A 22,069-nucleotide genomic window follows, 5' to 3' on the forward strand; every position below is an offset into this window, starting at 1 on the left:
CCGATCCCGCGGAGTTGATCATTCGGATCGTCACGCTGCTCGCCGAGCGGTAATCGTCATCGATCAGCGTCGGTGTACTTGATGATGCCGCGGATGTTCTTGCCGTCCAGCATGTCCTGGTAGCCCTGGTTGATCTCCTCGAGGGAGTAGGTGCGGGTCACCATGTCGTCGAGGTTGAGCTGGCCGCTCTTGTAGAGCGAGAGCAGGCGCGGGGCGTCCTGGCGGGCATTACCGCCGCCGAAGATGCAGCCCTTGACCGTCTTCTGCAGCATGGACAGCAGGAAGCTGTTCATCTTCACCTCGCCGGCGTCCATGCGGCCCATCGAGGTGACGACGAGCGTGCCGGCCTTGGCGGTGAGGATCAGGCCTTCTTCGATGTAGTCGCCGTGCATTTCACCCATGGTGAGGATGACCTTCTCGGCCATCCGCCCTTCGGTGGCGTCCATCAGCGGCATGATGGCCTCGGCCATGCTGGCGTAGGTGTGGGTGGCGCCGAACTTCTGGGCCTGCTCCCGCTTCCACGGGTTGGGGTCGATGGCAACCACTTTGGAGGCGCCGGAGAGCACCGCGCCCTGCAGCGCGCTCATGCCGACGCCGCCGATGCCCGCGATGACCACGGTTTCACCCGGCATGACGTTGGCGACGTGGGTGGAGGAACCGAAGCCGGTGGGCACACCACAGCCGACCAGGCAGGCGACCTCGAACGGAATCGACGGATCGATCTTCACCACCGAGGTGTGGTGCACCGTCATGTACGGGGAGAACGTGCCGAGCAGGCACATCGGGATGACGTTCTCGCCCCTGGCCTGGATGCGGTAGGTGCCGTCGCTGATGGCCTGGCCGAGCAGCAGGCCCGCGCCGAGGTCGCACAGCGCCATGTTGCCCGCGACGCAGGCCGGACAGCGTCCGCAGGCCGGGATGAACGACAGGATGACGTGGTCGCCGACCTGGAGGTCGCTCGGCACGCCGGGGCCGAGTTTGGTGATCACGCCCGCGCCTTCGTGGCCGCCCATGACGGGGAAGCTCGGCATCGGCGTCGCGCCGGTGACGATGTGATGGTCCGAATGGCACATGCCCGCGGTCTCCATGCGGATCTGCACCTCGCCGGCGACCGGGTCGCCGATCTCGATTTCTTCCACCGACCACGGCTCATCGATCCCCCACAGGATCGCGCCCTTCGTCTTCATTCCTGTCGACCTCTCGCGTGCTTCAATGTGACTGCACCCACAGTACGAGAAAACTGTAACGCGTTCTAGTATCTGACAGAAATTCATCTACCGCGCCCCGCGAGCAGCGCGAACACGTTCTATTATTGGAACCCGTTTTCAGCAGCGAGGCCGTCGACGGGCACGAGTGGGCACAGCGAAGCCACGCGATCGGCGCAGCACGGTTACTCCATCAAGCCGTGCGCCCGTTCGAACAGCTCGAGGGTGATGGCGTGCAGGAAATCGCCGACCTGTTTGGGCGCCTTACCGGCGAACGCCCTGGCGTGCGTGCCCTCGAGGACGATGCCGAGCTTGAAGCAGGCGAGCACGGTGTACCAGGTGACGGCGCTCAGATCGCGCTCGGAGAACTTCGCATAATGGTCGACCATCTCCTGCGGCGTCGGCAGCCCGCCGACGGCGCCCAGCTTGCCCACCAAGGCCGCGCCGGTCGTACCCGGCACCGGCCGGGTGGCGATCTGCCAGCCCAGGTCCAGCAGCGGATCGCCGATGGTCGACATCTCCCAGTCGACCATGGCGGCGACCTCAGGGCCGTCGTAGGAGAACATCATGTTGGCCAGATGGCAGTCACCGTGCAGGATGCCAGGAGTCCACTGCGCGGGCCGGTTGCGGTCCAGCCACTCCCCCACCCGCTCGACACCGGGGATCTCCGGGCCCGGGTAGCCCTCGTTGGCCGAATAGGACTCGAGTTCGCCCATCCAGCGCGGAACCTGCCGCTCCAGAAAGCCTTCCGGTTTGCCGTAGTCGGCCAGCCCGAGCGCCTGGTAGTCGAGTGAGCCGAGGCGCGCGATCGCCTCGACGGCCGACAGACCCATCTGCCGCCGCACCTCCGGATCGCCCGCGTGCAGTTCGGGCAGTTCGTTCTGCGGATTGAAGCCGGTGATCGGTTCCATCAGATAGAAGACGGCGCCGAGCACCGATTCGTCGGTACAGGCGGCGATCACCCGCGGCGCCTTCACCTCGGTCTCGCCCAGCGCGCCGAGCAGGCGGGCCTCCCGCCGGATGACCTCGTTGCTCTTGGCCCGCAGATGCTTCGGCCCGCGCCGCAGCACATAGTCGCGCCCACCGCGCCGGAACCGCAGCATGATGTTCTGGGTGCCGCCACCGAGTTCGGTGACCGCCTCGAACTCCCCCTCGGGCAGCCCCTGTTCGGTCATCCACTTCCCGACCACGGCGAAATCGACGACCTCGCGGTCCACACCTACCGGTTGCGCAACAGACATGCCCCACATTCTGCACCACCGCGCGCGCAAATCTGAAGGCAGCTGACAGCAGTTTCCCGATCGCACCGAAGCGTAGGGTTCGGACCACCATGCGCACGCTGTTGATCGACAACTACGACTCGTTCACCTACAACCTGTATCAGCTGATCAGCGAGGTATACGGGATCGAGCCGACGGTCGTGCGCAACGATGAGGCGCGGGCGGTGCGGCAGCTGCGCCTCGACCGGTTCGACAACGTCGTCATCTCGCCGGGCCCGGGTCGGCCCGACGTCGCGCGCGATGTCGGCGTCTCGGCGGCGGTGATCCGCGAGACCGACCTGCCACTGCTCGGCGTGTGCCTCGGTCATCAGGCGATCGTGGTGGCCGAGGGCGGAATCGTCGACGCGGCGCCGGCCGCCCGGCACGGCTATCTCGATCGGATCGACCACGACGGCACGGGATTGTTCGCCGGTCTGCCGCAGCGGTTCACCGCGGTGCGCTACCACTCGCTGTGCGCGGCCGACCCGCTGCCCGATGCGCTGGAGGTGACCGCGCGATCGTCGGACGGTGTGGTGATGGGCGTGCGGCATCGCCACCGTCCGCGATGGGGCGTTCAGTTTCACCCGGAGTCGATCGCGAGCGAGCACGGAGCCGCGATTCTCGCCAACTTCGCGAAGCTGACGGCGGGCCACCGGAGCCGCACGGCGAGTTCGCCGCCGAGCGCACTCGGGCCGCCATCCGCGCGGGTGACGGCCGACAACCCGATCACCTCGCCTGCCGGCCGTCGGTCGCCCTCTCCGATGGCCGAAGCCGAGCCCGCCGGCCGCGCCGCCGCGACCCCGGAACCGAACGGCGCTCACGGCGACTCGGCTACCGGAGCCGATCCACTCCGGCTCGAGCACCTCGTGATCGAGCGGGCGGTGGATACCGAAGCGATATTCCTGCGGCTGTACGCGAATTCCACGACGGCGTTCTGGCTCGACAGTGAGCACGTCGAGCCCGGCTTGGACCGGTTCTCGTTCCTCGGCGACGCGAGCGGTCCGCTGGCGGAGGTCGTGCGCTACCGGGTCGGCTCCGGGGTCGTGACGGTGACCGGGGCCGACGGTGAGCACACCGTACCGGGACGGATCCTCGACTATCTCGATGCGCGACTGCGGGAGCGGCGGATCGAGTTGCCCGATCTGCCCTTCGATTTCACCGGCGGCTACGTCGGCTATCTCGGCTATGAGGTGAAGGCCGAGTGCGGGGCCACGGCCGCGCATCGGGCGCGGACGCCGGACGCGCAGTGGATCTTCGCCGACCGGCTGGTGGTGGTCGACCACGAGGCGGGACGCACCCATCTGCTCGCCCTGACTGCTTCCGACGATTCCGCCGCCGTCGACTGGTTGCGCACCACAGCACAGGCGCTGGCATCCCTGCCCACCTGGGCCAATCCACCCGATCTCGCGATCGACGCCGATCCCGGTGCCGTCGCCGCCGCGCTCGAGCGGGGCCGGGAGCGCTACCTGATCGACATCGCCATCTGCCAGGACGCACTGCGGGCGGGCGAATCCTACGAGGTCTGCCTGACCGATACCGTCACCGTGCCCGCCACGGCCGAGGGCCTCGACGTCTACCGGACGCTGCGCCGCTGCAACCCCGCCCCCTACGCGGCGTACCTGCGCTTCGGCGACCTCGAGATCGCCTGCTCCTCCCCGGAGCGTTTCCTGAAGATCGATCGGCACCGCACCGTGGAGAGCAAGCCCATCAAGGGCACGGCGCCGCGCGGAGCTACTCCCGCCGAGGACGAACGACTGTGCCGGGAACTGGCCTCCAGTCCCAAGACCAGGGCCGAGAACCTGATGATCGTCGATCTGCTGCGCAACGATCTCGGCCGGGTCTGCGAGATCGGCAGCGTGCACGTGCCGAAGTTGATGGCGACCGAAACGTATTCGACACTGCACCAGCTGGTTTCGACGGTCCGCGGCATCCTGCGCCCCGGCGCCGGCGTGATCGATTGTGTGCGTGCGTGTTTCCCGGGCGGCTCGATGACGGGCGCGCCCAAGCTGCGCACCATGGAAATCATCGACGAACTGGAGACCCGGGCCCGCGGGGTCTATTCGGGCACCATCGGATTCCTCGGACTGGGCGGCACCGCCGACCTCAATATCGTGATCCGCACCGCCGTGCTGCACGAGGGCAGCTGGCAGATCGGCGCGGGCGGCGCCATCGTGCTGGACTCGGTACCGGAGGACGAGTACGCGGAGATGGTGCTGAAGGCGGCGGCCACCCATCGTGCCGTCAGCGCTACGGGTGCCGCCGGACGACACCGGAACCACTACTCCGTCCCCCGCGAAGCGGCTTCCGTGGAGTGAAACTCCCCGGTCCGCCCGTCGGGAGCGGCGAGGCATTTTTCGGACGAGGTGGTGCAGCCCTATCGACGCTTGGACCGCCCCTGCCCCTGATCCTTCGGATCCGGCGCCGGAGTGTCCTCGGCACGACCCGCCAGCCGCCCGAGGATGCTCACTCCCGGCAGCTTCGACAGCGCACCGAACAGGTCCTCGCCGAGGGAGATCATCGCTTCCAGGCGCGGCAGCAGCCGGTCGTAGGCGGCGAAGGCCGGATCGGCCAGAGCCAGCGTGCGATCGAGCCGATCGATGGTGGAGTTGAGCCGATCGATGGCGGTGGACAGGTTGTCCAGTAGGTCGGGCAGCTGCGCGGCGAGCTGCGCCGAGGCCGGTGGCAGGCGCACCGCGGCGTCGAAGGAGTAGCCGGCGGTCATCCGCGCGGCATCCAAGGCCTGGCCCGCAGCGGTCTGGGCCGCCTCCACCGCCGACTGGGCCGCGGCCAGGACGTCGCCCGGGTTGGGCACCTTCCGTGATCCGGGCGCCCGCCCCGGCGGCTGCTTGCCCGCATCCTTCGGATTCGTCATAGCACTACTGTGCCCCAACCTGCGCCGATGCGACAGGATTGGGTACGCAGGGCCCGAGGGTGTCGGTGGCCGCGCGGCCACCGTTTCACGGACGGCGATCGGCTGCCCCGGCTGTCCGCCGGGCCTGTCGGAGGGCCGTGGCATAGTTCGACAACGATGAAACTCAGCAAGGGCGCGAACGCGCCGGTACCGACTTCGCTTCTAGCCGTGGTTGTTTCATGGCGTTCGGAGCATGCGGTGGACGCGCACGCGCTGCTGCTCACGGATTCGGGCACGGTGCGCAACGATCGTGATCTGGTGTTCTACAACGCGCCCAGGCACATCTCCCAGGCTGTCACCCTCGATCAGGCGGCACCGGCGGGCACGGCACGGCTGAGTGTGTCGTTGCCGCGCACCGAAGCCGAGATCGCGCGCATCGTGCTGTCCGGCTCGATGGACGACGGCAGCTTCGCCGACGTCGCCGGCCTCACCGTGACGGTGCACGATGCCGACGGCGCGGTGGCGGTGTTCGAGATCGAGGGTTCGGAGCCGGTGGCGGCGATGATGTTCGGCGAGTTCTACCGGCGCGCGGGGCAGTGGCGATTCCGGGCCGTGGCGCAGGGCTGGGAGTCCGGAATGGCCGGGCTGGTCACCGAGTTCGGTGTGGCCGTCGACGAGCCCGGCGGCCAGACCACCCCACCGGCGGCCCACGAGCGCGCACAACGTGCGCCGGGCGGCGTGCTCACCCAGGAGTCGCGCACCGCGCCGACGCTGACATTGCGTCGCGAGGTCATCGCGGAACTACCCGCCGAGCCGGCACCGCCACCGCACCCCGAACGCGCCGACTGGCATGTCGACCCGCACGACGGCACCCGGCTGCGCTGGTGGGACGGCTCCCACTGGACCGGCGACACCCGCCCGCGCCTGCCGGTGCCTCCGCACAGCTGCGACCGGTGCGGTAACCGCAGGCGGCGCAAGATCTTCGGCGGCTTCCACCCGTGCCGGGCCTGCGCCGAGGAGATCGAGGAGTACCTGACCCACTGGCACACCCAGGTCTGGCGGGTGCTGTCCGGTCCGGGGCCACAGGGGCCCGAATGGGAACAGTTGTGGGCCTCGTTGCGGTATCAGCGCATCGACGAGCGCGCCGGGCGCGCTTCCCTGCAACCGCTCGCCCTCGACCATATGGAGCGGATGGTGGCCTTCGCGATGGCCGACGGCCAGATCGAGGGCCCGGAATTCGAACGCTTCAAAGAGACCATCGCCGAGCTCGGGCTGAGCGGGCCGGCCATCGACGACCTGTACCGCCGGATGCATCGCGGCCGTACCCTCACCCGGTTGCGCGCGGGCGATCTGCCGACGGTGCGCGGCCACGGCCTGCACCTGGACCCCGAGGAACGGGTGCATTTCGACGCGGGCGCCACTCAGATCCGGGCACTGGCCAAGGGACCCAAGTACACCGACGGGCGGTTGATCGTCAGCAACAAGAAGCTGCGTTTCGTCGGCTCCGACTCCGGCATCGAGCTGCCGTGGTCACGGATCGTCTCGGTCGCCATCGAACGCGAGGAAAGCTCGGGCGCCGACACCGTGGTGATCGCCGCGACGTCGGCGCGCGGCGGTGCCCGATTCGCGGTCGACGATCCGCATTACCTCGCCGCGGCCGTCGAGGGTGCGCTCCGGGTCGCCAAACGCCTGGCCCTCACCCCAGGGCAGCGCGATACCCGCAGCATCCCGCAGGAGGTGAAAGCCGAGGTGTGGCAGCGCGACGGCGGGCGATGCGTCGAATGCGGCGACGGCCATTACCTCGAGTTCGACCACATCATTCCGCTCAGCCGAGGCGGGGCCACCAGCGCCACCAACCTGCAGATCCTGTGCCGGGCCTGCAACCGCGCCAAGGGCGCGCGGATCTGAGCGCTCAGCCGGGGATGAACCCCGCCGAGCGGCCGAGGTCGGCCAGCATGGTGTCGAACAGGACCTCCGGGTTCGACAGCGGCACCGGATAGTTGCCGAATACCTCGAGGGTGACGTGCCCGTACAGGCGCGCCCAGATCTGGATCATCAGATAGGTGACGCCGAGGTCGATGCGATCGGCGGCGGCGGGCTGGCCCGCCTCGGCGAGCGCGGCCAGCAGCTCGGCCTGGAAATGTTGCAGGTCGGCCCGCAGCTCATCCGGGATGTCGTCGGCGGGTGGGGTGATGACGTCGTAGGTGGCCAGCAGCCTGCCCGCCGCCGCGAGGAAGATCCGGCCGAACGGCTCGTCGAAGCCGCGCACGCCGCGTCCGGCGCCCGGTGAGGCGAACACGAGCGTGAACTCCCTGGTGTGGGCCAGCGCCCAATGCCGGAACCCCTGGCAGATGGCTAAGAACTGGACCGCACCGTCGTCGGGCAGTTCGGCGATCCGGTCCGACAGTTCGGCGGCCAGGTCGGCGCAGATCTCCAGGCGCAGGGCTTCCATCAGGTCGTCGAGCGACTTGTAGTACCGGTACAGCGCGGGGGCGGTGACGCCGAGCGAGCGGGCGATGGCGCGCAGGGTGACCGCGTCCGCGCCGTGCTCGACCAGGAGAGTACGGGCGGCGCGCCGGATATCGGCGTCGGTGATCACCGGCGCGCGCCCCCGCGGCACGGGTTGGCTGATCCGGAGGTTCACGCCGGGCCCACCTCCCGGCGCACACCGGCGGCATGCGATGTGGTCACGGCTGTTCTCCTGCGGGTCCCGGGCGTGCACCCTCGAGTAGGTCCGATAGGAGATGTAACCACAACCGGCCGACGAGTAAACGCCGTTTAGTAATGTCGGTTAACCCACCCTGGTCGGTCGACGCCGCCGCCACATGCCCGATTCAGACCTGGTCAGGTGACCGGTTCGAGTGGTGGCGGCACCCACGCACCGCCCGTGGCAGCTTCCTTCGGCGCATACATGCGCAACACCAGCGAAAACTGCCCCGCGGGCGGGATCGGCAGCCAATTACCCGCGGGCACTCCGGTACCGGGATCGGCGTATTGGACCGCGAGTTCGAGCGAACCGTCGGGCTGGAATACCACCGGCATCTGATGGCCGATGGAGTAGATCCCGGCCGGGTTGGCGACCAGATGCCCTTCGGGACCGTAGGCCGTCAGCGACCAGAAGGCATCCACCGGCGGCGTCTGGCCGGGCGCGAACCGCAGCCGGAACGGGACCGGCAGCCCTTGGTCGCCCGCGTCGCCGAACAGCGTCGGATACATCACATCCTCGGCGAGATTCGCGCCGAGGCCGCGATCGGCGGTCGAGGCCCGCAGCAAATAGTTGGTCCCGTAGCGGCCGATGGCGGTATTGATCACCCAGCCGTTGACCGTCCTGGTCCCGGGGTCGAGATATACCGCGATCTGCCGTTGCGCGGTATCCGCCCCGGCGGTCAATTCTTCGGCGCTGATGCCGCGGGGGTGCCCGCCCGGGGTGATGCCGATCGTCGCGAAACGGTCGAGCGCGGGCGCGTCCTCTGGGGCGGGCGGATTGTCGTCCATCAACCGGCACAGGCGGTGGAAGAAGTCGCCGGCGGGCATGCGCGCCACCACGTCGACCGGCGGTTCCGGCAGTTCCACCGGCCCGTCCGGAGCGGGCGGCGCCGGCTCGCCGTCGCTGGGCGGCCACGCGCTCAACGGCAGCAATCTCAGCTGTGCCTGGATCGCGCGGACCGCGGGCACATCGTCGGGACCGTTCACCTGAATCCGGCCGAGCAGCCACACCATCCTGGTCGGCATCGGCAGGTGCCGCATCCCCTCCGGCACCTCGCCCGGCCACTCGGGCCCGGAGATCAAATACGTGTAGGGCGCCCGCGGGCTCTCGGCCTGCGGGCGCACGCTGCTCGGGTTGTGCACGCTATTGGTCCAGGCATCCAGCAGCGGCATGATCCAGTAGCGGCGCGGGTCGATCGCGGGCACCCGCAACACCATGGGCTCGGCGCGCAGATCGAGCCACGCCGACGAGTACAGCGAATCCAGGCCCACCCGGCGCGCGCCCCGACTACTCGGCACCGGCAGCGCGGTGCCGTGCACGAACCGGTTGTTCCCGATGCCTGCGGTCATGGCTTCGCGGCTGGCGTCCATGAGCACCAGCGGATAGCCGAAGACGTAGGCCTCGGTCGCGACGTCGATGCGATCCTCGGGGGTGCCCGTTGGCGTGGCCGAACCGTCGTCGGCGGATTCGCCGCAGGCCGCGAGACCGGCCGCGGCGACCATTGCCCCGAGCACGGCGCGGCGGGAAAACGCCGGTCGCTCATCGGATGCCGAGTCCGGCGCCGTCGGCCCGGCGTACTTCGGTGCGGTGCGACTCATCGCCGAACTCCCTGCTTTCCGAGATCGCCGGAGGTGGAGAGATACGCGAGGAAGTATAGCCACCGATTTGCCGGCTCAGGCCGGCATCGCGACCGCGGGGATTCAGGTGCCGAGCACGGCATTCATTATGGTGCCCGCACTGGTGGCGACCGTGCCGCCGATCATCGCGCCGGCGACCATCTTCGGCGACTGCAACGAACCGCCGCTCCACTTCTCCCAGGCGAACCGGCCGCCCGCGTAGACGATGCTGATGATGCCCGACAGCATGGCGAGCCAGGTGGCGTACCGGACGAACTGCTGCGCCTTGTCGGCCAGCGGCGGCGGCTCGGGTGTGGGGTCGCTCATCTGCGCGAGCGTCGTGACCGTGTCCACCAGTGACGTCGAGATACTCACGTCCCTACCCTCTCCGTGCAACCGAACCGATATCCACTGCTCAGGGGCGTAAAACGTTCCGCACCAAGCGAATCGACGCGTTCGGTGGTGTCCCCCGCACGCTCCATCATCCCGGACCCTCATCGGATACCGCAAGTGTTGGCACACAGCGGTTTTGACCGCGGCGGCGACGCGGAAACACCAGTTCAGGGCCACGTGACTGCGATCGGCGGAATGACCGGATACGATTTGTTCGAAGAGTTCCCGCCCACCCCGAACCAGAGTGAGCAGCGAGATGATCCTGGCCGCCGTTTACGACACCGTCGCGCAAATCGGCAACCCCACTCCCGAAGCGCCGCCGATGTCGGAGAAGATTCTCCAACTCGTCCGCTACCTGACCTGGTTCGTGCTGCTGTCCGGGGTCTGCGGCATCATCTACGCGGGCGGCAAGTTCGCCTGGGAGAAGTGGACCGGCGGCGGCCTGGAGTCGCCGAAGATGGTGGCCGGCGCGATGATCGGTGGTGTGGTCGCCACCAGTGCGGGCACCATCATGAACGCCGTCATCGGCTGATCGCGTTCGCCTGCCCGCCGGCGTAGCCGGGTGAGCTTGACCTTCGAGTTGGTTGAAGCCCGATGATGGCCGGGTGACTGCGGACAGGCAACTGATCACCATCGGGGTGCTGGCGCGCCCGCGTGCGGGCTGACGCCGAGCGCGTTGCGCTTCTACGACGACTGCGGCCTGCTGGTGCCCGCCGAGGTCGACGCCACCACCGGCTACCGGTACTACACCGACGACCAGCGCGAACGCGCGATACTGATTCGCAAGCTGCGCGATATCGGCATCGGGCTCGATACCGTCGCCACGATTCTGTCCGCCGAGACGGACCAGGCGGCGCGGCTCCTGGACGAGCATGTGGACGCGATGGCGCGCCGGGCCGAGGAAGCCGCGGCGACGGCTGCCGCGATCAAATCCGAGCTCGCGGCCCTGCCCCGGGTGACGCTGCCGGGTGCGCTGCTGGCCGAGGCGATCGGCCAGGTCGGATCGGCGGTCGCGCGCGACGGCGAGTTCCGGGTGCTCACCGGCATTTTCATCGAAGCCGGGCACGAGGCCGTCGTGCTCACCGCCACCGATCGCTATCGGCTGACCACCCGCACCCTGGTACCGCACTCATGGAAGGGTGCGAGCTGGTCACGAGTGGTGGACGCGGGTGAGCTGGCGCGGACGGTGCCCTGGTTGATGGAACAGACCGACATCGCGCTGCGCCCGCGCGCCGGTGCCGTGCAGCTGACCGGTGGTGGAACCGAGCACCACTGCGCCACGATCGAGGAGCAGTTCCCGGACCATCAGGCGCTGCTGTCGGAGCTCGCGCCGGTGCGGACCCGGGTGATCGTGGGACGCGGTGAGCTGACCGACGCCCTGGAATCCGGTGGGGACGTGCTCCGCATGTCGATCCGTGGGAGCGCCCTGACCGTCGGTGCGGCCGGCGTCCTCCCGGCGACGGTGAGCGGCCCGGATACCGCGCTGGCATTCGCTCGCTCCACCCTGCTCCCCGCGCTCACCGCCGCCGTCGGCCCCGACATCATGCTCGACATCGCCGCACCCGACCTGCCCGTCGTCATCCGCTCGGCCACCGACGGCGATCTGACCACGCTCGCCATGCCGACCCGGCTACCCACCGACTCCGAGGAGAATCCCGCATGACCGATCCGACCATGGCCGCCATCACCGAGGCAGTCACTCGTGGCCGCGCCGGCGACGGTGACGGCGCCCGCGCGGCGCTCACCGAACTGTGGGCCGACCTCGGCCCGCACGGCGACCCGCTGCACCGCTGCACCCTCGCCCACTATCTCGCGGACCTCCATGACGATCCCGCCGAGGCATTGACCTGGAACATTCGCGCGCTGGATGCCGCCGAAGCGCTCACCGACACCCGCACACAGCAATTCGACGCTGCCCTCGAGGTCCGCGGGTTCTTCCCGTCGCTGCATCTCAATCTGGCCGACGATTACCGCCGCCTCGCCTCCTTCGACGCCGCCCGCGCTCACGTCGCGGCGGCCCGCCGCCATGTGGATGCGCTGCGCGCGGACGGATACGGCGCCATGATCCGCACCGCGCTCGACGAGGTCGAGGCCGCCATCGAGGCCGGTGTCACCATGCGCCGCGAATCCGCCCCCACGGGCAGGCCGGGCGACCGCGGCTGATGCGGGGCGGCCGCTGATGCAGCGAACACGCCGCGAGCGATCCGGGTGCGCTGGGGATCGCCCGCGGCGAAGCCGATCAGCGTCGCTGCAACGTCACCCCGGCCAGCGGATACGGCGCGGCGACCGGGGTGTCCGCGATATTGATGGTCCCGATCCAATGCCCTTGGCGTGGGTCGATATCGCGCAGATCCAGCCCGATCGGCACGAAGTCGAAGCTCACATAGGTTTCGTCGGTACCGACCGGACGCTGGTGGCCCGCCCGGCTGAAGGTCGGGCAGACCAGTACGACGGTCCTGCCATCCACGAACACTTGCAGATCGCAGTTCTCCAGCGGAGATCCGATGACGTTCGAGGGGTGGCGGATCACGTGGTAGGTGCCCGGCGGGATGACTCCGTTGCGCGGGAATTCCGGATCTTGCGCGGAAGCGACGGCAGGCGCGAGGCCGAGCGCCGCCGCGGCGAGCACGGCACCGGCCACGAAATGACGAGGTTTCACTGCGGCTCCTTCGGGTTTTCGTCCACCGTAGGTGGCTTCGTCCGCGCGGACCTACCGCGAGTGCTGCGTGTCGCGGCGGGAGTCGGCCGCCGGTCTCCGAACCTGCCGAGGCGCTGCTCGAGCACGGCCTGCTCGGCGGGGTTGCGGGTGAGTGCGAGGGCGCGCTGGTCGGCGGCGACGGCTTCCTCGGCGCGGCCGAGTTCGCGCAGGAGTTCGGCGCGGGTGGCGTGCAGCAGGTGATAGTTCGCCAGCGGGCCGGCCAGCTCATCCAGTTCGGCCAGGGCCGCGCGCGGCCCGTCGGTGTGGGCGAGTGCGATGGCGCGGTGCACGCGGATCACCGGTGACGGCGTCAGCCGCAGCAGCATGTCGTAGAGCACGACGATCTGCGGCCAATCGGTGTCCGCCCAGCTCGGGGCCTCGGCATGGCAGGCGACGATCGCCGCTTGCAGCTGGTACGGGCCGGGACGTTTCTGGCGGCCTGCCTCGGTGAGCAGCCGGATCGCCCGGTCGATGGCCGGATGGTCCCATGCCGCGCGATCCTGATCACGTAGCAGCACGATCCGCCCTTCGGCGTCGAATCGCGCACTGGCCCTGGCGCGGTGCAGCCGGATCAACGCGAGCAGGCCCATGACCTCCGGCTCGCCCGGGAGCAGCCGGTCGGTCAGGGTGGCGAGCCATTCGGCGTCGGCGGCCAGATCACGTCCGCCGGCGTCTTCGGTGGCGAGGTAGCCCTCGTTGAAGAGCAGGTAGATGACGGCGAGCACCTCACCCACGCGGGCGCCGAGCTCGTCGTCGGCGGGGATGCGGTACGGAATGCCGGCCTGGCTGATTTTGCGTTTGGCGCGGGTGATGCGTTGGGCCACCGTCGATTCCGACACCAGGAACGCCTTCGCCAGCTGGGCCGTACTCAGCCCGCACACCATGCGCGAGGTCAACGCCACCTGGGCTTCGCGGGACAGGGCCGGGTGGCAGCAGGTGAACATCAGCCGCAGCCGGTCGTCGGGTTCGTCGTACACCGGCCACTGCAATTGGCGCAGCTTGTCGCGGTAGTTCGCCTCCCGTCGCAGTACATCCAACCCGCGCCGGCGGGCGACGGTGAACAGCCAGGCCTGCGGTTGCTCGGGAATCCCGTCCACCGGCCAGGTGCGCAGCGCCTTCTCCACCGCGTCCGACACCAGGTCTTCGGCGGCGGAGAAATCACCGAGCAACGACACCAGCGCCGATGCCAGCCTGCTGCCGTGCTCGCGCACCACGTCCGCGAGCACGGCAGCCGCGCGCGGCTCGGTCACATCAGGACCGGCCGGATCTCTACCAGCGGGCATCCGGGCCAGGTTCGTGCCATCGCCAGCGCCTCGTCCAGGTCGGCCACATCGACCTCGACATACCCGCTGACCACCTCCTTGCCTTCGACGAACGGACCATCGGTGATCAACGGTTCACCGTCGGTGTCGAGCCGAACCGTCGTCGCCGTATCGGGCTCGGCCAGCTTGCGATTGTGCAGAATCCTGTCCGCATACCGCGCCAACCACTCCTGAACCTCCCCGAACCCCCGATCCCGTTCCTCCTGATCCATCGCCTCCCACTTCTTCTCCCACTGCTCGGTCTCGCAGAACATCAGCACGTATTTCATGCCGGTTCACCTCCTTCTACCCATTAGACGATCGGGGACCGCAGGAATCCGACAACCGGCCCGAGTCATTGCCGGACGCCGGTGGGAACGGTTCATCGAGATGCGTGCGCGACGTCGACCACGAGAGCCGGGCGACGCTCGGCCGCTGTCGTGGCCGGGCTCTGCTCGCTACACTCGTCTACCGGCTCGATACGGCCGTTCGTGGTTGGGGCCGGGTGGTCCGGAGGGTGGGATGCCGGGCGCTCGTGAATCGAGCACCACACCGATCGAGCTCGTCTAGGGTGTGGGTGCGGTTAGGCCGCACAGTCAGTGAATGCGTGATCAGCGGGATGTTCGTGGTGCTCCATCGAATTGAAAGGCGCTGCATGGCAAGGGACTTGACGCAACTCGAGCTGCTCACCGAGCTGGAACCGGTGGTGGCGACCAATATCGACCGGCACTTGGCCACGGCCAAGGACTGGCATCCGCACGACTATGTGCCGTGGGACGAGGGCCGCAACTTCGCGGCCATGGGCGGACAGGATTGGCATCCGGAGCAATCGCGGCTGTCGGAGGTCGCCAAGGTCGCGATGGTGACCAATCTGCTCACCGAGGACAACCTGCCCTCCTACCACCGGGTGATCTCGGAGAACTTCTCGCAGGACGGCGCCTGGGGCACCTGGGTGGGCCGGTGGACAGCCGAGGAGAACCGGCACGCCATCGCCATGCGCGACTATCTGATCTGCACCAGGGCCGTCGATCCCGTCGCTCTGGAAAACGACCGGATGGTGCACATGACCCGTGGTGTACACGCACCCGAGGGCTTCAGCGGCGTGCTCGACCAGGTCGCCTACGTGACCATTCAGGAGCTGGCCACCCGGATCAGCCATCGCAGCACCGGACGGGTCTGCGAGGATCCGATCGCCGATCGCATGCTGCAACGCATCGCCGCCGACGAGAACCTGCACATGATGTTCTACCGCAACGTCACCGCGGCGGCCTTCGACATCGCCCCGGATCAGACGATGGAGTCGGTGACCCACATCGTGAAGACGTTCTCCATGCCGGGCACCGGCATGCCGAACTGGCGCCGCAACGGCGTGCTGATGGTCAAGCACGGCATCTACGACCTGCGCCAGCACCTCGACGAGGTCGTGCTGCCCGTGCTGCGCATCTGGAATGTGTTCAAGCGCAACGATTTCGGGCCACGCGGCGAGCGCAGCCGGGAAGAGCTCGGCGAGTACATGGAAAAGCTGACCCGGGACGTGATCAAGTTCGAGGAGCAGCGCGAGCGCATTCTCGCCCGGGAAGCGGCCCGCGAAGCGGCCCGCGTGGGATAGCGGATCCGGACCTCACACCACCGGGAGTTCGACGACGAAGCGGGCGCCACCCTGCGGCGTCCCTTCGACGCGGATCACGCCCTCATGGCGTTCGACGACGTCGCGGACGATGGCGAGGCCGAGTCCGGCACCGCCATCGTCGCGGCTGCGGGCCTCGTCCAGGCGAACGAAACGCTGAAAGATCCGTTCCCGATCGGCCTCGGGGACGCCGGAGCCGTCGTCGACGACGTCGATGACAGCGGTGCCCGCCGTGCGCGTGAGACCCACCCGCACCGACGTTTCCGCGTGCCGCTGGGCATTATCGACGAGATTGCCGAGTACCCGGGCGAGCTGCGAGCGGCTTCCGGCCACCTCGATCGCCTCGTCGGGCAGCGTGCACGCCACCGGTATGCGGTCACCGATCCGGTGTGCGATCTCCTGCTCGATCAATGTCCGCAGATCCACCCGATCGGTCCGCCGTTGCTCACCCGCGTCGAGCCGGGCCAGCAACAGCAGATCGGCCGCGAGCTGCTGGATCCGGACGGTATCGCCGAGCACACCGTCCATTTCGAGCAGATCCGGATGCGCTTGCGCCACCTCGAGTTGGGTGCGCAGGCTGGCGATCGGACTGCGCAATTCATGAGCGGCGTCGGCGATGAAGCGCCGCTGGCGTTCCGAGGATTTCTCCAGTGCGGCGAGCGTCTCGTTGGTGGTGGCGGCCAGCCTGCCGATCTCGTCGTGCGAGCGTGGTTCGGGGACCCGGCGGGAGAGATCACCGTGCATGATCTCGGCGAGCTCACGGCGGATCGCTTCCACCGGCCGCAAGGCTCGCCTGGTGACCAGCCAGGTCACGGCGGCGACCACGGCCAGCAGCAACGGCAGCCCGATCAGCATGGCGCGTCGCGCATCGGCGACGGCGCTGTCGGCGGTTTCCAGCGAGGCGGCCGCGTAGACGATGACCGGTTGGCCGTTGGCAAGGGTGGCCGGTAGTGCGGCTACCCGGAAGTTTTCGGGAGTGTCGGCGTCGGGTGGGGTCAGCGCGACGTCGCTGAAGGTGACCTCCCCGGAGCCCGCGCCGGCCAGGCCTCCGCTGCCCATCGTCCCCGCGCCCGCGCGCTCAGCGGCCGCGCCACCATTCGAGCCGGTGGCCGATCCTTCGGCCGGCTCGTCCCCGGAGCTTCCCTCTTCGGAGTCCTCGTCCTCCTCATCGTCGTCATCGTCGTCTTCTTCTTCACCTTCGTCGCCTTCGCCACCGCCTGTACCGGAAGCACTGTGGTCTCCGCCGGTCGTCTTCGGCGTGATGTCGGTCAGCGGCGCGGTGATGGTCAGTTCCTCGTCGGCGGCGAGCACGGCGCCGTCGATCGAAACAACTTGTGCCGGTTCGTCATCGGGGTCCGGGAAGCGCAGGCGGGCGAGATCGGTACCGGCGTCGAGCTGGGCGACGATATCGTGCGCGGTTCCCTCCGCCTGCATACTCGCGCTCTCGACCAGGTTGTTGCGGAGCGCTGCGAGCACCAGTAGGCCGGTGGCCGTCAGCGCCAGCGCCACCACGACCGTCGCGGCGGTCGTGGTGCGCGCTCGTACCGAGCTCCACGGCGAGCTGCGGCGTCGCATCGGTTCACGCACGGTCGGCCGTCAGGCGATAGCCGGCGCCGCGGACGGTCAGGATGGTGCGGCAGGCGAAGGGCGCGTCGATCTTGCGGCGCAGCGCGCTGATGTACACCTCGACGATATTCGGGTCCCCGTCATAGGCGAAGTCCCAGACATGTTCCAGAATATCGGCTTTCGACACGACCTCACCGGCGCGGACGGCCAGGTGCTCCAGGACCGCGAATTCCTTGGCGGTGAGTGAGACCTCCTGTTCGCCGCGACGGCACAACCGGGTGGCAGGATCCAAGACGAGCTGTCCGACGCGCAGCACTGTGGCGCCCGCCCGGGTCCGTCTGCGCAGCAGGGCCCGGATGCGGGCGACGAGCACCACGTACGAGAACGGTTTGCTGAGATAGTCGTCGGCGCCGGTGTCCAGCCCCTCGGCCTCGTCGTACTCACCGTCTTTCGCGGTGAGCATCAGCACGGGCGTCTCGTGGCCCGCGGCCCGCAGCGTCGCGCACACCTGGTAACCGTTCATTCCGGGCAGCATGATGTCGAGAATGATCAGGTCGTAGTCGGCGGTGATGGCCCGGTGCAGCCCTTCGGCACCGTCGTGCACGACGTCGACGGCGAAACCCTCGGCGGACAAACCCTTTGCCAGTGCGAGGGCGAGACGTTTCTCGTCCTCCACGATCAGCAGACGCATGCGCCAAGAGTGGCAGATTCTTGCTGAAACGTCCTTCAGGTTGGTTCAGGTCGGCTTCAGCATTGCCCTGCCACAGTGGTCACCACATTCGCACCGCACACTCCCACAGGAGGTTTCATCATGGTCAGCATCCTGCGCCGGGCCACCGCCGGACTTCGCTGGGTCGTCGTCGGCGCCGTGGTCCTCGCGGCCGCCGGCATCGGCGTCGCCGCTCTGGTTCTCGGCAACGATTCCCAGCACACCATCGCCCTCGACCGGCCGATCACCGAATGGTCGCTGATGGCGAACCCGAGCATCGACCGCCAGGAGGCCATGAACACCGCCGCCGCGCAGGTGCCGGACGGCGTCGCGACCTCCGCCGAGTTCGATATCGAACTGGGTACCCCGGTGTGGGAGGTCGATGTTCGCACACCGGCGGGCGTCGAATACGACGTGACCATCGACGCCAACACCGGCAAGGTGCTCGGCACCGTCGACCACGACTGACGGTGCCGTAGCGATCGGCCCGGAGGCGGCGCCGGGCCGATCGTCATGCCGTTGCCGTGACGGGCCTCAGGCGAAGGCGGGCAGCTGCACCACCTGGCCCGCGTAGGCCAGTCCGGCGCCGAAACCCACCAGCAGTGCCGTATCACCCGGTTGCGATGCCCCGGTGCGCAGCAGCTGGTGCATGGCCATCGGAATCGAGGCGGCACTGGTGTTTCCGGTGTCGATGATGTCGCGGGCGATGGCCACCGAGTCGGGAATGTGCAGCGCACGGGTGAGGGCATCGGTGATGCGCATGTTCGCCTGGTGCGGGACGAAGGCGTCCAGCTCGTCGACGGTGACGCCCGCCTGTTCGAGCGCGTCGCGGCAGGCCTTCTCCAAGAAGGTGACCGCCCACCGGAAGACCGCCTGGCCGTTCATCCGGATATAGGGGCGCTCGGTGGTTCCTCCGGTGGCCTCGGCCTCCGCGACCTCGGCGAAATACTGCTGGAAATCCTTGTCCTGCTTGATCGCCGCGGTCTGGCTGCCGTCCGAACCCCAGGCAACGGGGCCGACGCCCTCTGTGTCCGATGGTCCGACGACGACCGCGCCCGCACCGTCGGCGAAGATGAACGCGCAGCTGCGGTCGGTCGGGTCGAGCAGATCCGACAGCCGCTCCACCCCGATCACCAGCACGTGCCGCGCCTGGCCCGCGCGCACCAGATTCGCGGCATTGGCCAATGCGTAGCAGAAGCCGGCGCATCCGGCCGACACGTCGAACGCCGCGGTGTCGTGCATGCCGAGTTCGGTGGCCACCACCGCACCCGCCGACGGTCCGAGCACCATCTGCGAGGACGTGGCCAGGATGACCGTGTCGATCTCGGCGGCGGCCAGGCCCGCCGCCTTCAGCGCGTCACCGGCGGCGGCGGTGCTCATGCCGACGATGGTCTCGTCGGCATCGGCCCAGTGCCTGGCGGCGATGCCGGACCGGGTGCGGATCCACTCGTCGGAGGAATCGATGCGGTCGACGATCTCGGCGTTGGGGACGACGCGGCGGGGGCGATAGACCCCGAGGCCGAGTAGGGCGGCATGGGCGACGGGGGTGGCGGTGGCGATATGCGCGGGCACGGGGTTCCTCTCCCTGTGAACCGATCGGTTCACGTCGTCGAAGTTCTAACATGGACCGATCGGTTCAATCAAGGCTTGGAGGACATCAGTGGCAGCCGGACCCCGCGCCCGACTGATCGCCGCGACCATCAGCACCGTGCAAGAACACGGTGTGCACGCCGCAGGCCTGAGCGAACTGCTCAAACGCGGCAACGCCTCGCGCAACTCGCTGTACCAGCACTTCCCCGCGGGCAAGACCGAGCTGGTGGAGACGGCGGCCAGGATCGTCTCGCGGCTGGTGTATTCGCACGTCAGCGCCAGGGCCGAGGCATTACCGACGGCAGCGTCGGTCGAAGGCTGGCTCGACGAACTCTTCGCCTTCTGGCGCGAGGCCCTCGAAACCAGCGACTATCGGGCCGGATCGTTCATGATGGCGGCCGCACTGGACGAACTGACCCCGCCCGTGCAATCAGCGGCCGGGCAGGCGTTCGCGGAATGGACCGCCCGGCTCGCCGACGGGCTCGTCGCCGCGGGCGTCGAACGCGCCACCGCCTGCTCGGTGGCCGGTCTGTTGTTGTCGGTGATCGAGGGCGCCATCGTGCAGAGCCGCGCCCTGAAGTCGGCGCATCCGTTCGACGACGCACGCAACCAGCTCGCGGTGCTGCTGAGGACCTATCTGCCGCCGAGTTGACCGCGGGTGTTTGCCGAGGCCGTTGCCGGGCATCCGGCCGATGTCGGGGCCGTGCGGCAAGCAACGCGTGCGCGGCCGGTGCGACGAAAGGACCAGACCCGTGCCGAACAACACCACAGTCACAGCGCGCACGCCGATCCAGCTCGCGGCGATGGCCGTGGGCGCGGCGTTTCTCCTGGTAGGAGTCCTGGGATTCATTCCGGGCATCACCACGAACTACGACACTCTGGAATGGGCGGGCCATCATTCCGAAGCCCAGTTGCTCGGCCTGTTCAACGTGTCGATTCTGCACAACCTCGTGCACCTGGCCTTCGGTGTCGTCGGCCTGATCGCAGGCGCGAATCCGCCCGCTGCCCGCAGCTTCCTGATCGGCGGCGGCGCGATCTATCTCGTGCTGTGGATCTACGGCCTCGTCATCGATCAGAACAGCGACGCCAACTTCGTTCCCCTCGACACCGCCGACAACTGGCTGCACTTCGGCCTCGGCCTGGCCATGATCGCGCTCGGTGTGATCCTGCCCCGCAAGACCAGCACCGGTCAGCACCTGACGGGACGGCAACCGGGAATCATCGAATAGCGCGGGAGACGAACAGGCGAGGAGGGATTCACCATGGCAGAGACCTATCACGCGCCGTCGCCGCAGACGCGCTCGATCAGCGAACTCGTCGACGACGCCACCACTCAGCTCTCGCGGCTGGTTCGTGACGAGATCCGGCTGGCCCGTATCGAAATGCAAGACCGCACCAAGGGACTCGCCGCAGGCCTGGGTCTCGCCGGCGCCGCTGGCGTGCTGGCCTTCTACGGCGGCGCCGCCTTGATCGCCGCAGCGGTGATGGCGCTGGCCCTGGTGCTGCCGGGGTGGGCGGCGGCCCTCATCGTCGGTGGGGCGTTGCTCGTGGTGGCAGCGGTACTCGGACTGCTCGGCAAGAAGAACGTGTCCGAGGCGGCCCCGCCCATTCCGCGTGAAGCGGTACAGGGTGTGCGCGAGGACCTCGATGTGGTCAAGGAATGGAGGCGATGATGGGCGAGCTCGAACCCGACGAAGCCGAACTGCTGCGCATGGACCGCGATCTGACCCGGCGTGAGCTCGGTGAAACCGTCGCCGAGCTGAGCGGCAAATTCGACGTCCGCTCCCGGGCCGAGGACAAGATGCACGATGTCGCGCAAGCCGGCCGGCATCGCGTGAGCGAGGCGAAGTCGGCCGTGCTCGAAACCACCGATCGGGCTCGCAGCAAGGCCGGGCATCTCGCGCCAGCCCCGGTCGTCGACCGCACCGGACGCGTGGTCGAGAGCGCGCGCCGCAGACCCGCTTATGTCGCGGTCGGCGCCGTCTCCGCGCTTGCCGTGATCTGGTTGATCGTGCGCTGGAGGCGGGCATGAAGGTGCTCTACAAGCCGCTGGGCGCCCTCGTCGGCGTCCTCGGCGGTATCGCGGCCAGCGCCGTCTTCGCCCAGGTGTGGCGCCGATTGAGCGGCGAGGACAACGCCCCCGATGCCACCTCCCGCGATTACGGCTGGCGCGAAGTCCTGCTCGCCGCGGCCCTGCAGGGTGCGATCTTCGGCGTGGTGAAGGCCGCCGTCGACCGCGCGGGCGCCACCGGCTACCAGCGCGTCACGGGCACCTGGCCGGGGAACTGACACCGGGTAGCCACCGCGCGAAGCTGTGCTGCCGCGCAGTCTCCTGCTTGCTCATGCCGGCCGGACCAGACCACCGGTCAACGACCGGTTTCCGGCATCTGCCCGCACCGGACGGTCCGAGGTGACGCCGCGACGGTCATGATCGAGCGGCATTACACTTCTCTATCGCACGCCGAATTGTTGTATTATCTTGTGGCGGGCCGACCAGGCGCACCGCGAACAGTCCCCGGCTACGCAGACGCCGACAACGGACCGCTT

General features: G+C 68.5%; 24 protein-coding genes. 12 read left to right on the forward strand and 12 right to left on the reverse strand.

From position 1 onward, the window contains the following. Nucleotides 1–56: 56 nt before the first annotated feature. Both AC5W7N_RS24260 and AC5W7N_RS24265 read right to left on the reverse strand, forming a co-directional pair. The gene (locus AC5W7N_RS24260; RefSeq protein WP_130915644.1) at nt 57–1,187 is read right to left on the reverse strand and encodes an NDMA-dependent alcohol dehydrogenase; all 1,131 of its coding nucleotides are present in this window, start codon (nt 1,185–1,187) and stop codon (nt 57–59) included. Between the two features lie 203 nt (nt 1,188–1,390). After that, a complete protein-coding gene (locus AC5W7N_RS24265; RefSeq protein WP_163814143.1) occupies nt 1,391–2,455 on the reverse strand; it encodes a phosphotransferase family protein in 1,065 nt (354 codons plus the stop codon). An 80-nt stretch (nt 2,456–2,535) separates the two neighbouring features. Between AC5W7N_RS24265 and pabB the strand changes: the two genes are divergently transcribed. After that, the gene (pabB, locus tag AC5W7N_RS24270; RefSeq protein ID WP_495922244.1) at nt 2,536–4,779 is read left to right on the forward strand and encodes an aminodeoxychorismate synthase component I; all 2,244 of its coding nucleotides are present in this window, start codon (nt 2,536–2,538) and stop codon (nt 4,777–4,779) included. A 59-nt stretch (nt 4,780–4,838) separates the two neighbouring features. On the opposite strand, the gene AC5W7N_RS24275 is transcribed toward pabB, so the two are convergent. Next, the gene (locus AC5W7N_RS24275; RefSeq protein WP_163814141.1) at nt 4,839–5,336 is read right to left on the reverse strand and encodes a hypothetical protein; all 498 of its coding nucleotides are present in this window, start codon (nt 5,334–5,336) and stop codon (nt 4,839–4,841) included. 156 nt (nt 5,337–5,492) lie between these two features. Between AC5W7N_RS24275 and AC5W7N_RS24280 the strand changes: the two genes are divergently transcribed. After that, complete coding sequence (locus AC5W7N_RS24280) at nt 5,493–7,223, forward strand: TerD family protein (RefSeq protein WP_495922246.1); 1,731 nt, start codon at nt 5,493–5,495, stop codon at nt 7,221–7,223. A 4-nt stretch (nt 7,224–7,227) separates the two neighbouring features. Here the strand turns inward: AC5W7N_RS24280 and AC5W7N_RS24285 are convergent, their stop codons facing one another. From AC5W7N_RS24285 to AC5W7N_RS24295, 3 genes are all read right to left on the reverse strand, one after another. Further along, on the reverse strand, nt 7,228–7,959 hold the full coding sequence (locus AC5W7N_RS24285) for a TetR/AcrR family transcriptional regulator (RefSeq protein ID WP_280498739.1): 732 nt from the start codon (nt 7,957–7,959) through the stop codon (nt 7,228–7,230). Between the two features lie 200 nt (nt 7,960–8,159). Beyond that, the gene (locus AC5W7N_RS24290) at nt 8,160–9,620 is read right to left on the reverse strand and encodes a DUF1254 domain-containing protein (protein WP_495922249.1); all 1,461 of its coding nucleotides are present in this window, start codon (nt 9,618–9,620) and stop codon (nt 8,160–8,162) included. A 102-nt stretch (nt 9,621–9,722) separates the two neighbouring features. After that, nucleotides 9,723–9,965 carry a hypothetical protein gene (locus AC5W7N_RS24295; RefSeq protein WP_174343912.1) on the reverse strand — a complete coding sequence of 81 codons (243 nt, stop codon included), beginning with the start codon at nt 9,963–9,965 and terminating at the stop codon, nt 9,723–9,725. Nucleotides 9,966–10,287: 322 nt separating this feature from the next. Between AC5W7N_RS24295 and AC5W7N_RS24300 the strand changes: the two genes are divergently transcribed. The 3 genes from AC5W7N_RS24300 (at nt 10,288) to AC5W7N_RS24310 (ending at nt 12,194) form a co-directional block, all read left to right on the forward strand. Beyond that, a complete protein-coding gene (locus AC5W7N_RS24300) occupies nt 10,288–10,563 on the forward strand; it encodes a hypothetical protein (RefSeq protein WP_138446920.1) in 276 nt (91 codons plus the stop codon). Nucleotides 10,564–10,707: 144 nt separating this feature from the next. After that, entirely contained in the window at nt 10,708–11,694 is a 987-nt protein-coding gene (locus AC5W7N_RS24305; protein WP_495922251.1) for a DNA polymerase III subunit beta family protein, read from the forward strand. Then, the gene (locus AC5W7N_RS24310; protein ID WP_495922252.1) at nt 11,691–12,194 is read left to right on the forward strand and encodes a hypothetical protein; all 504 of its coding nucleotides are present in this window, start codon (nt 11,691–11,693) and stop codon (nt 12,192–12,194) included. The genes AC5W7N_RS24305 and AC5W7N_RS24310 overlap by 4 nt, the downstream gene beginning before the upstream one ends. 76 nt (nt 12,195–12,270) lie before the next feature. On the opposite strand, the gene AC5W7N_RS24315 is transcribed toward AC5W7N_RS24310, so the two are convergent. Genes AC5W7N_RS24315 through AC5W7N_RS24325 form a run of 3 tightly spaced genes read right to left on the reverse strand, consistent with a single transcriptional unit; the run spans nt 12,271 to nt 14,320 of the window. After that, entirely contained in the window at nt 12,271–12,690 is a 420-nt protein-coding gene (locus tag AC5W7N_RS24315) for a hypothetical protein (protein WP_163817752.1), read from the reverse strand. After that, entirely contained in the window at nt 12,687–14,012 is a 1,326-nt protein-coding gene (locus AC5W7N_RS24320) for an RNA polymerase sigma factor (protein ID WP_490725044.1), read from the reverse strand. Before AC5W7N_RS24320 ends, AC5W7N_RS24315 begins: the two co-directional genes overlap by 4 nt. After that, nucleotides 13,976–14,320 (reverse strand): YciI family protein, encoded by a 345-nt coding sequence (locus tag AC5W7N_RS24325; RefSeq protein ID WP_163817754.1) that lies wholly within the window; start codon nt 14,318–14,320, stop codon nt 13,976–13,978. Before AC5W7N_RS24325 ends, AC5W7N_RS24320 begins: the two co-directional genes overlap by 37 nt. Nucleotides 14,321–14,685: 365 nt before the next feature. Between AC5W7N_RS24325 and AC5W7N_RS24330 the strand changes: the two genes are divergently transcribed. Next, entirely contained in the window at nt 14,686–15,639 is a 954-nt protein-coding gene (locus AC5W7N_RS24330) for an acyl-ACP desaturase (protein WP_163817756.1), read from the forward strand. Between the two features lie 12 nt (nt 15,640–15,651). Here the strand turns inward: AC5W7N_RS24330 and AC5W7N_RS24335 are convergent, their stop codons facing one another. Next, nucleotides 15,652–17,232, reverse strand: coding sequence for a sensor histidine kinase (locus AC5W7N_RS24335; protein WP_495922257.1), 1,581 nt, complete (start codon nt 17,230–17,232; stop codon nt 15,652–15,654). Nucleotides 17,233–17,236: 4 nt separating this feature from the next. Then, nucleotides 17,237–17,914 carry a response regulator gene (locus AC5W7N_RS24340; RefSeq protein ID WP_163817760.1) on the reverse strand — a complete coding sequence of 226 codons (678 nt, stop codon included), beginning with the start codon at nt 17,912–17,914 and terminating at the stop codon, nt 17,237–17,239. 120 nt (nt 17,915–18,034) lie between these two features. Here AC5W7N_RS24340 and AC5W7N_RS24345 point away from each other — a divergent pair, with 120 nt between their 5' ends. Further along, nucleotides 18,035–18,400 (forward strand): PepSY domain-containing protein, encoded by a 366-nt coding sequence (locus AC5W7N_RS24345; RefSeq protein ID WP_490725047.1) that lies wholly within the window; start codon nt 18,035–18,037, stop codon nt 18,398–18,400. A gap of 66 nt (nt 18,401–18,466) precedes the next feature. On the opposite strand, the gene AC5W7N_RS24350 is transcribed toward AC5W7N_RS24345, so the two are convergent. Then, nucleotides 18,467–19,504 (reverse strand): beta-ketoacyl-ACP synthase III, encoded by a 1,038-nt coding sequence (locus tag AC5W7N_RS24350; RefSeq protein ID WP_490725048.1) that lies wholly within the window; start codon nt 19,502–19,504, stop codon nt 18,467–18,469. A gap of 88 nt (nt 19,505–19,592) precedes the next feature. Between AC5W7N_RS24350 and AC5W7N_RS24355 the strand changes: the two genes are divergently transcribed. The 5 genes from AC5W7N_RS24355 to AC5W7N_RS24375 all read left to right on the forward strand — a co-directional run bounded on the left by AC5W7N_RS24355 (nt 19,593) and on the right by AC5W7N_RS24375 (nt 21,811). Beyond that, on the forward strand, nt 19,593–20,174 hold the full coding sequence (locus AC5W7N_RS24355) for a TetR/AcrR family transcriptional regulator (protein WP_490725049.1): 582 nt from the start codon (nt 19,593–19,595) through the stop codon (nt 20,172–20,174). A gap of 151 nt (nt 20,175–20,325) precedes the next feature. Then, nucleotides 20,326–20,751: a DUF4383 domain-containing protein gene (locus AC5W7N_RS24360; protein WP_163817781.1), complete on the forward strand. Its 426-nt coding sequence runs from the start codon at nt 20,326–20,328 to the stop codon at nt 20,749–20,751. A 33-nt stretch (nt 20,752–20,784) separates the two neighbouring features. After that, nucleotides 20,785–21,195, forward strand: a complete 411-nt coding sequence (locus AC5W7N_RS24365; RefSeq protein WP_163817769.1) for a phage holin family protein — start codon at nt 20,785–20,787, stop codon at nt 21,193–21,195. Then, nucleotides 21,192–21,554 carry a DUF3618 domain-containing protein gene (locus AC5W7N_RS24370; RefSeq protein WP_228806750.1) on the forward strand — a complete coding sequence of 121 codons (363 nt, stop codon included), beginning with the start codon at nt 21,192–21,194 and terminating at the stop codon, nt 21,552–21,554. Before AC5W7N_RS24365 ends, AC5W7N_RS24370 begins: the two co-directional genes overlap by 4 nt. Further along, the gene (locus AC5W7N_RS24375; protein WP_490725050.1) at nt 21,551–21,811 is read left to right on the forward strand and encodes a DUF4235 domain-containing protein; all 261 of its coding nucleotides are present in this window, start codon (nt 21,551–21,553) and stop codon (nt 21,809–21,811) included. The genes AC5W7N_RS24370 and AC5W7N_RS24375 overlap by 4 nt, the downstream gene beginning before the upstream one ends. The last annotated feature ends 258 nt before the right edge of the window (nt 21,812–22,069 follow it).

The organism is Nocardia sp. CDC519 (assembly GCF_059509835.1).

What these genes read in the sequence shown, in the direction of transcription:
- AC5W7N_RS24260 (WP_130915644.1), bottom strand. Translation starts at nt 1,187, where the DNA reads ATGAAGACGAAGGGCGCGATCCTGTGGGGGATCGATGAGCCGTGGTCG.
- AC5W7N_RS24265 (WP_163814143.1), bottom strand. Translation starts at nt 2,455, where the DNA reads ATGTGGGGCATGTCTGTTGCGCAACCGGTAGGTGTGGACCGCGAGGTC.
- pabB (WP_495922244.1), top strand. Translation starts at nt 2,536, where the DNA reads ATGCGCACGCTGTTGATCGACAACTACGACTCGTTCACCTACAACCTG.
- AC5W7N_RS24275 (WP_163814141.1), bottom strand. Translation starts at nt 5,336, where the DNA reads ATGACGAATCCGAAGGATGCGGGCAAGCAGCCGCCGGGGCGGGCGCCC.
- AC5W7N_RS24280 (WP_495922246.1), top strand. Translation starts at nt 5,493, where the DNA reads ATGAAACTCAGCAAGGGCGCGAACGCGCCGGTACCGACTTCGCTTCTA.
- AC5W7N_RS24290 (WP_495922249.1), bottom strand. Translation starts at nt 9,620, where the DNA reads ATGAGTCGCACCGCACCGAAGTACGCCGGGCCGACGGCGCCGGACTCG.
- AC5W7N_RS24295 (WP_174343912.1), bottom strand. Translation starts at nt 9,965, where the DNA reads ATGAGCGACCCCACACCCGAGCCGCCGCCGCTGGCCGACAAGGCGCAG.
- AC5W7N_RS24300 (WP_138446920.1), top strand. Translation starts at nt 10,288, where the DNA reads ATGATCCTGGCCGCCGTTTACGACACCGTCGCGCAAATCGGCAACCCC.
- AC5W7N_RS24310 (WP_495922252.1), top strand. Translation starts at nt 11,691, where the DNA reads ATGACCGATCCGACCATGGCCGCCATCACCGAGGCAGTCACTCGTGGC.
- AC5W7N_RS24320 (WP_490725044.1), bottom strand. Translation starts at nt 14,012, where the DNA reads ATGCCCGCTGGTAGAGATCCGGCCGGTCCTGATGTGACCGAGCCGCGC.
- AC5W7N_RS24325 (WP_163817754.1), bottom strand. Translation starts at nt 14,320, where the DNA reads ATGAAATACGTGCTGATGTTCTGCGAGACCGAGCAGTGGGAGAAGAAG.
- AC5W7N_RS24330 (WP_163817756.1), top strand. Translation starts at nt 14,686, where the DNA reads ATGGCAAGGGACTTGACGCAACTCGAGCTGCTCACCGAGCTGGAACCG.
- AC5W7N_RS24335 (WP_495922257.1), bottom strand. Translation starts at nt 17,232, where the DNA reads ATGCGACGCCGCAGCTCGCCGTGGAGCTCGGTACGAGCGCGCACCACG.
- AC5W7N_RS24340 (WP_163817760.1), bottom strand. Translation starts at nt 17,914, where the DNA reads ATGCGTCTGCTGATCGTGGAGGACGAGAAACGTCTCGCCCTCGCACTG.
- AC5W7N_RS24345 (WP_490725047.1), top strand. Translation starts at nt 18,035, where the DNA reads ATGGTCAGCATCCTGCGCCGGGCCACCGCCGGACTTCGCTGGGTCGTC.
- AC5W7N_RS24360 (WP_163817781.1), top strand. Translation starts at nt 20,326, where the DNA reads ATGGCCGTGGGCGCGGCGTTTCTCCTGGTAGGAGTCCTGGGATTCATT.
- AC5W7N_RS24365 (WP_163817769.1), top strand. Translation starts at nt 20,785, where the DNA reads ATGGCAGAGACCTATCACGCGCCGTCGCCGCAGACGCGCTCGATCAGC.
- AC5W7N_RS24370 (WP_228806750.1), top strand. Translation starts at nt 21,192, where the DNA reads ATGATGGGCGAGCTCGAACCCGACGAAGCCGAACTGCTGCGCATGGAC.
- AC5W7N_RS24375 (WP_490725050.1), top strand. Translation starts at nt 21,551, where the DNA reads ATGAAGGTGCTCTACAAGCCGCTGGGCGCCCTCGTCGGCGTCCTCGGC.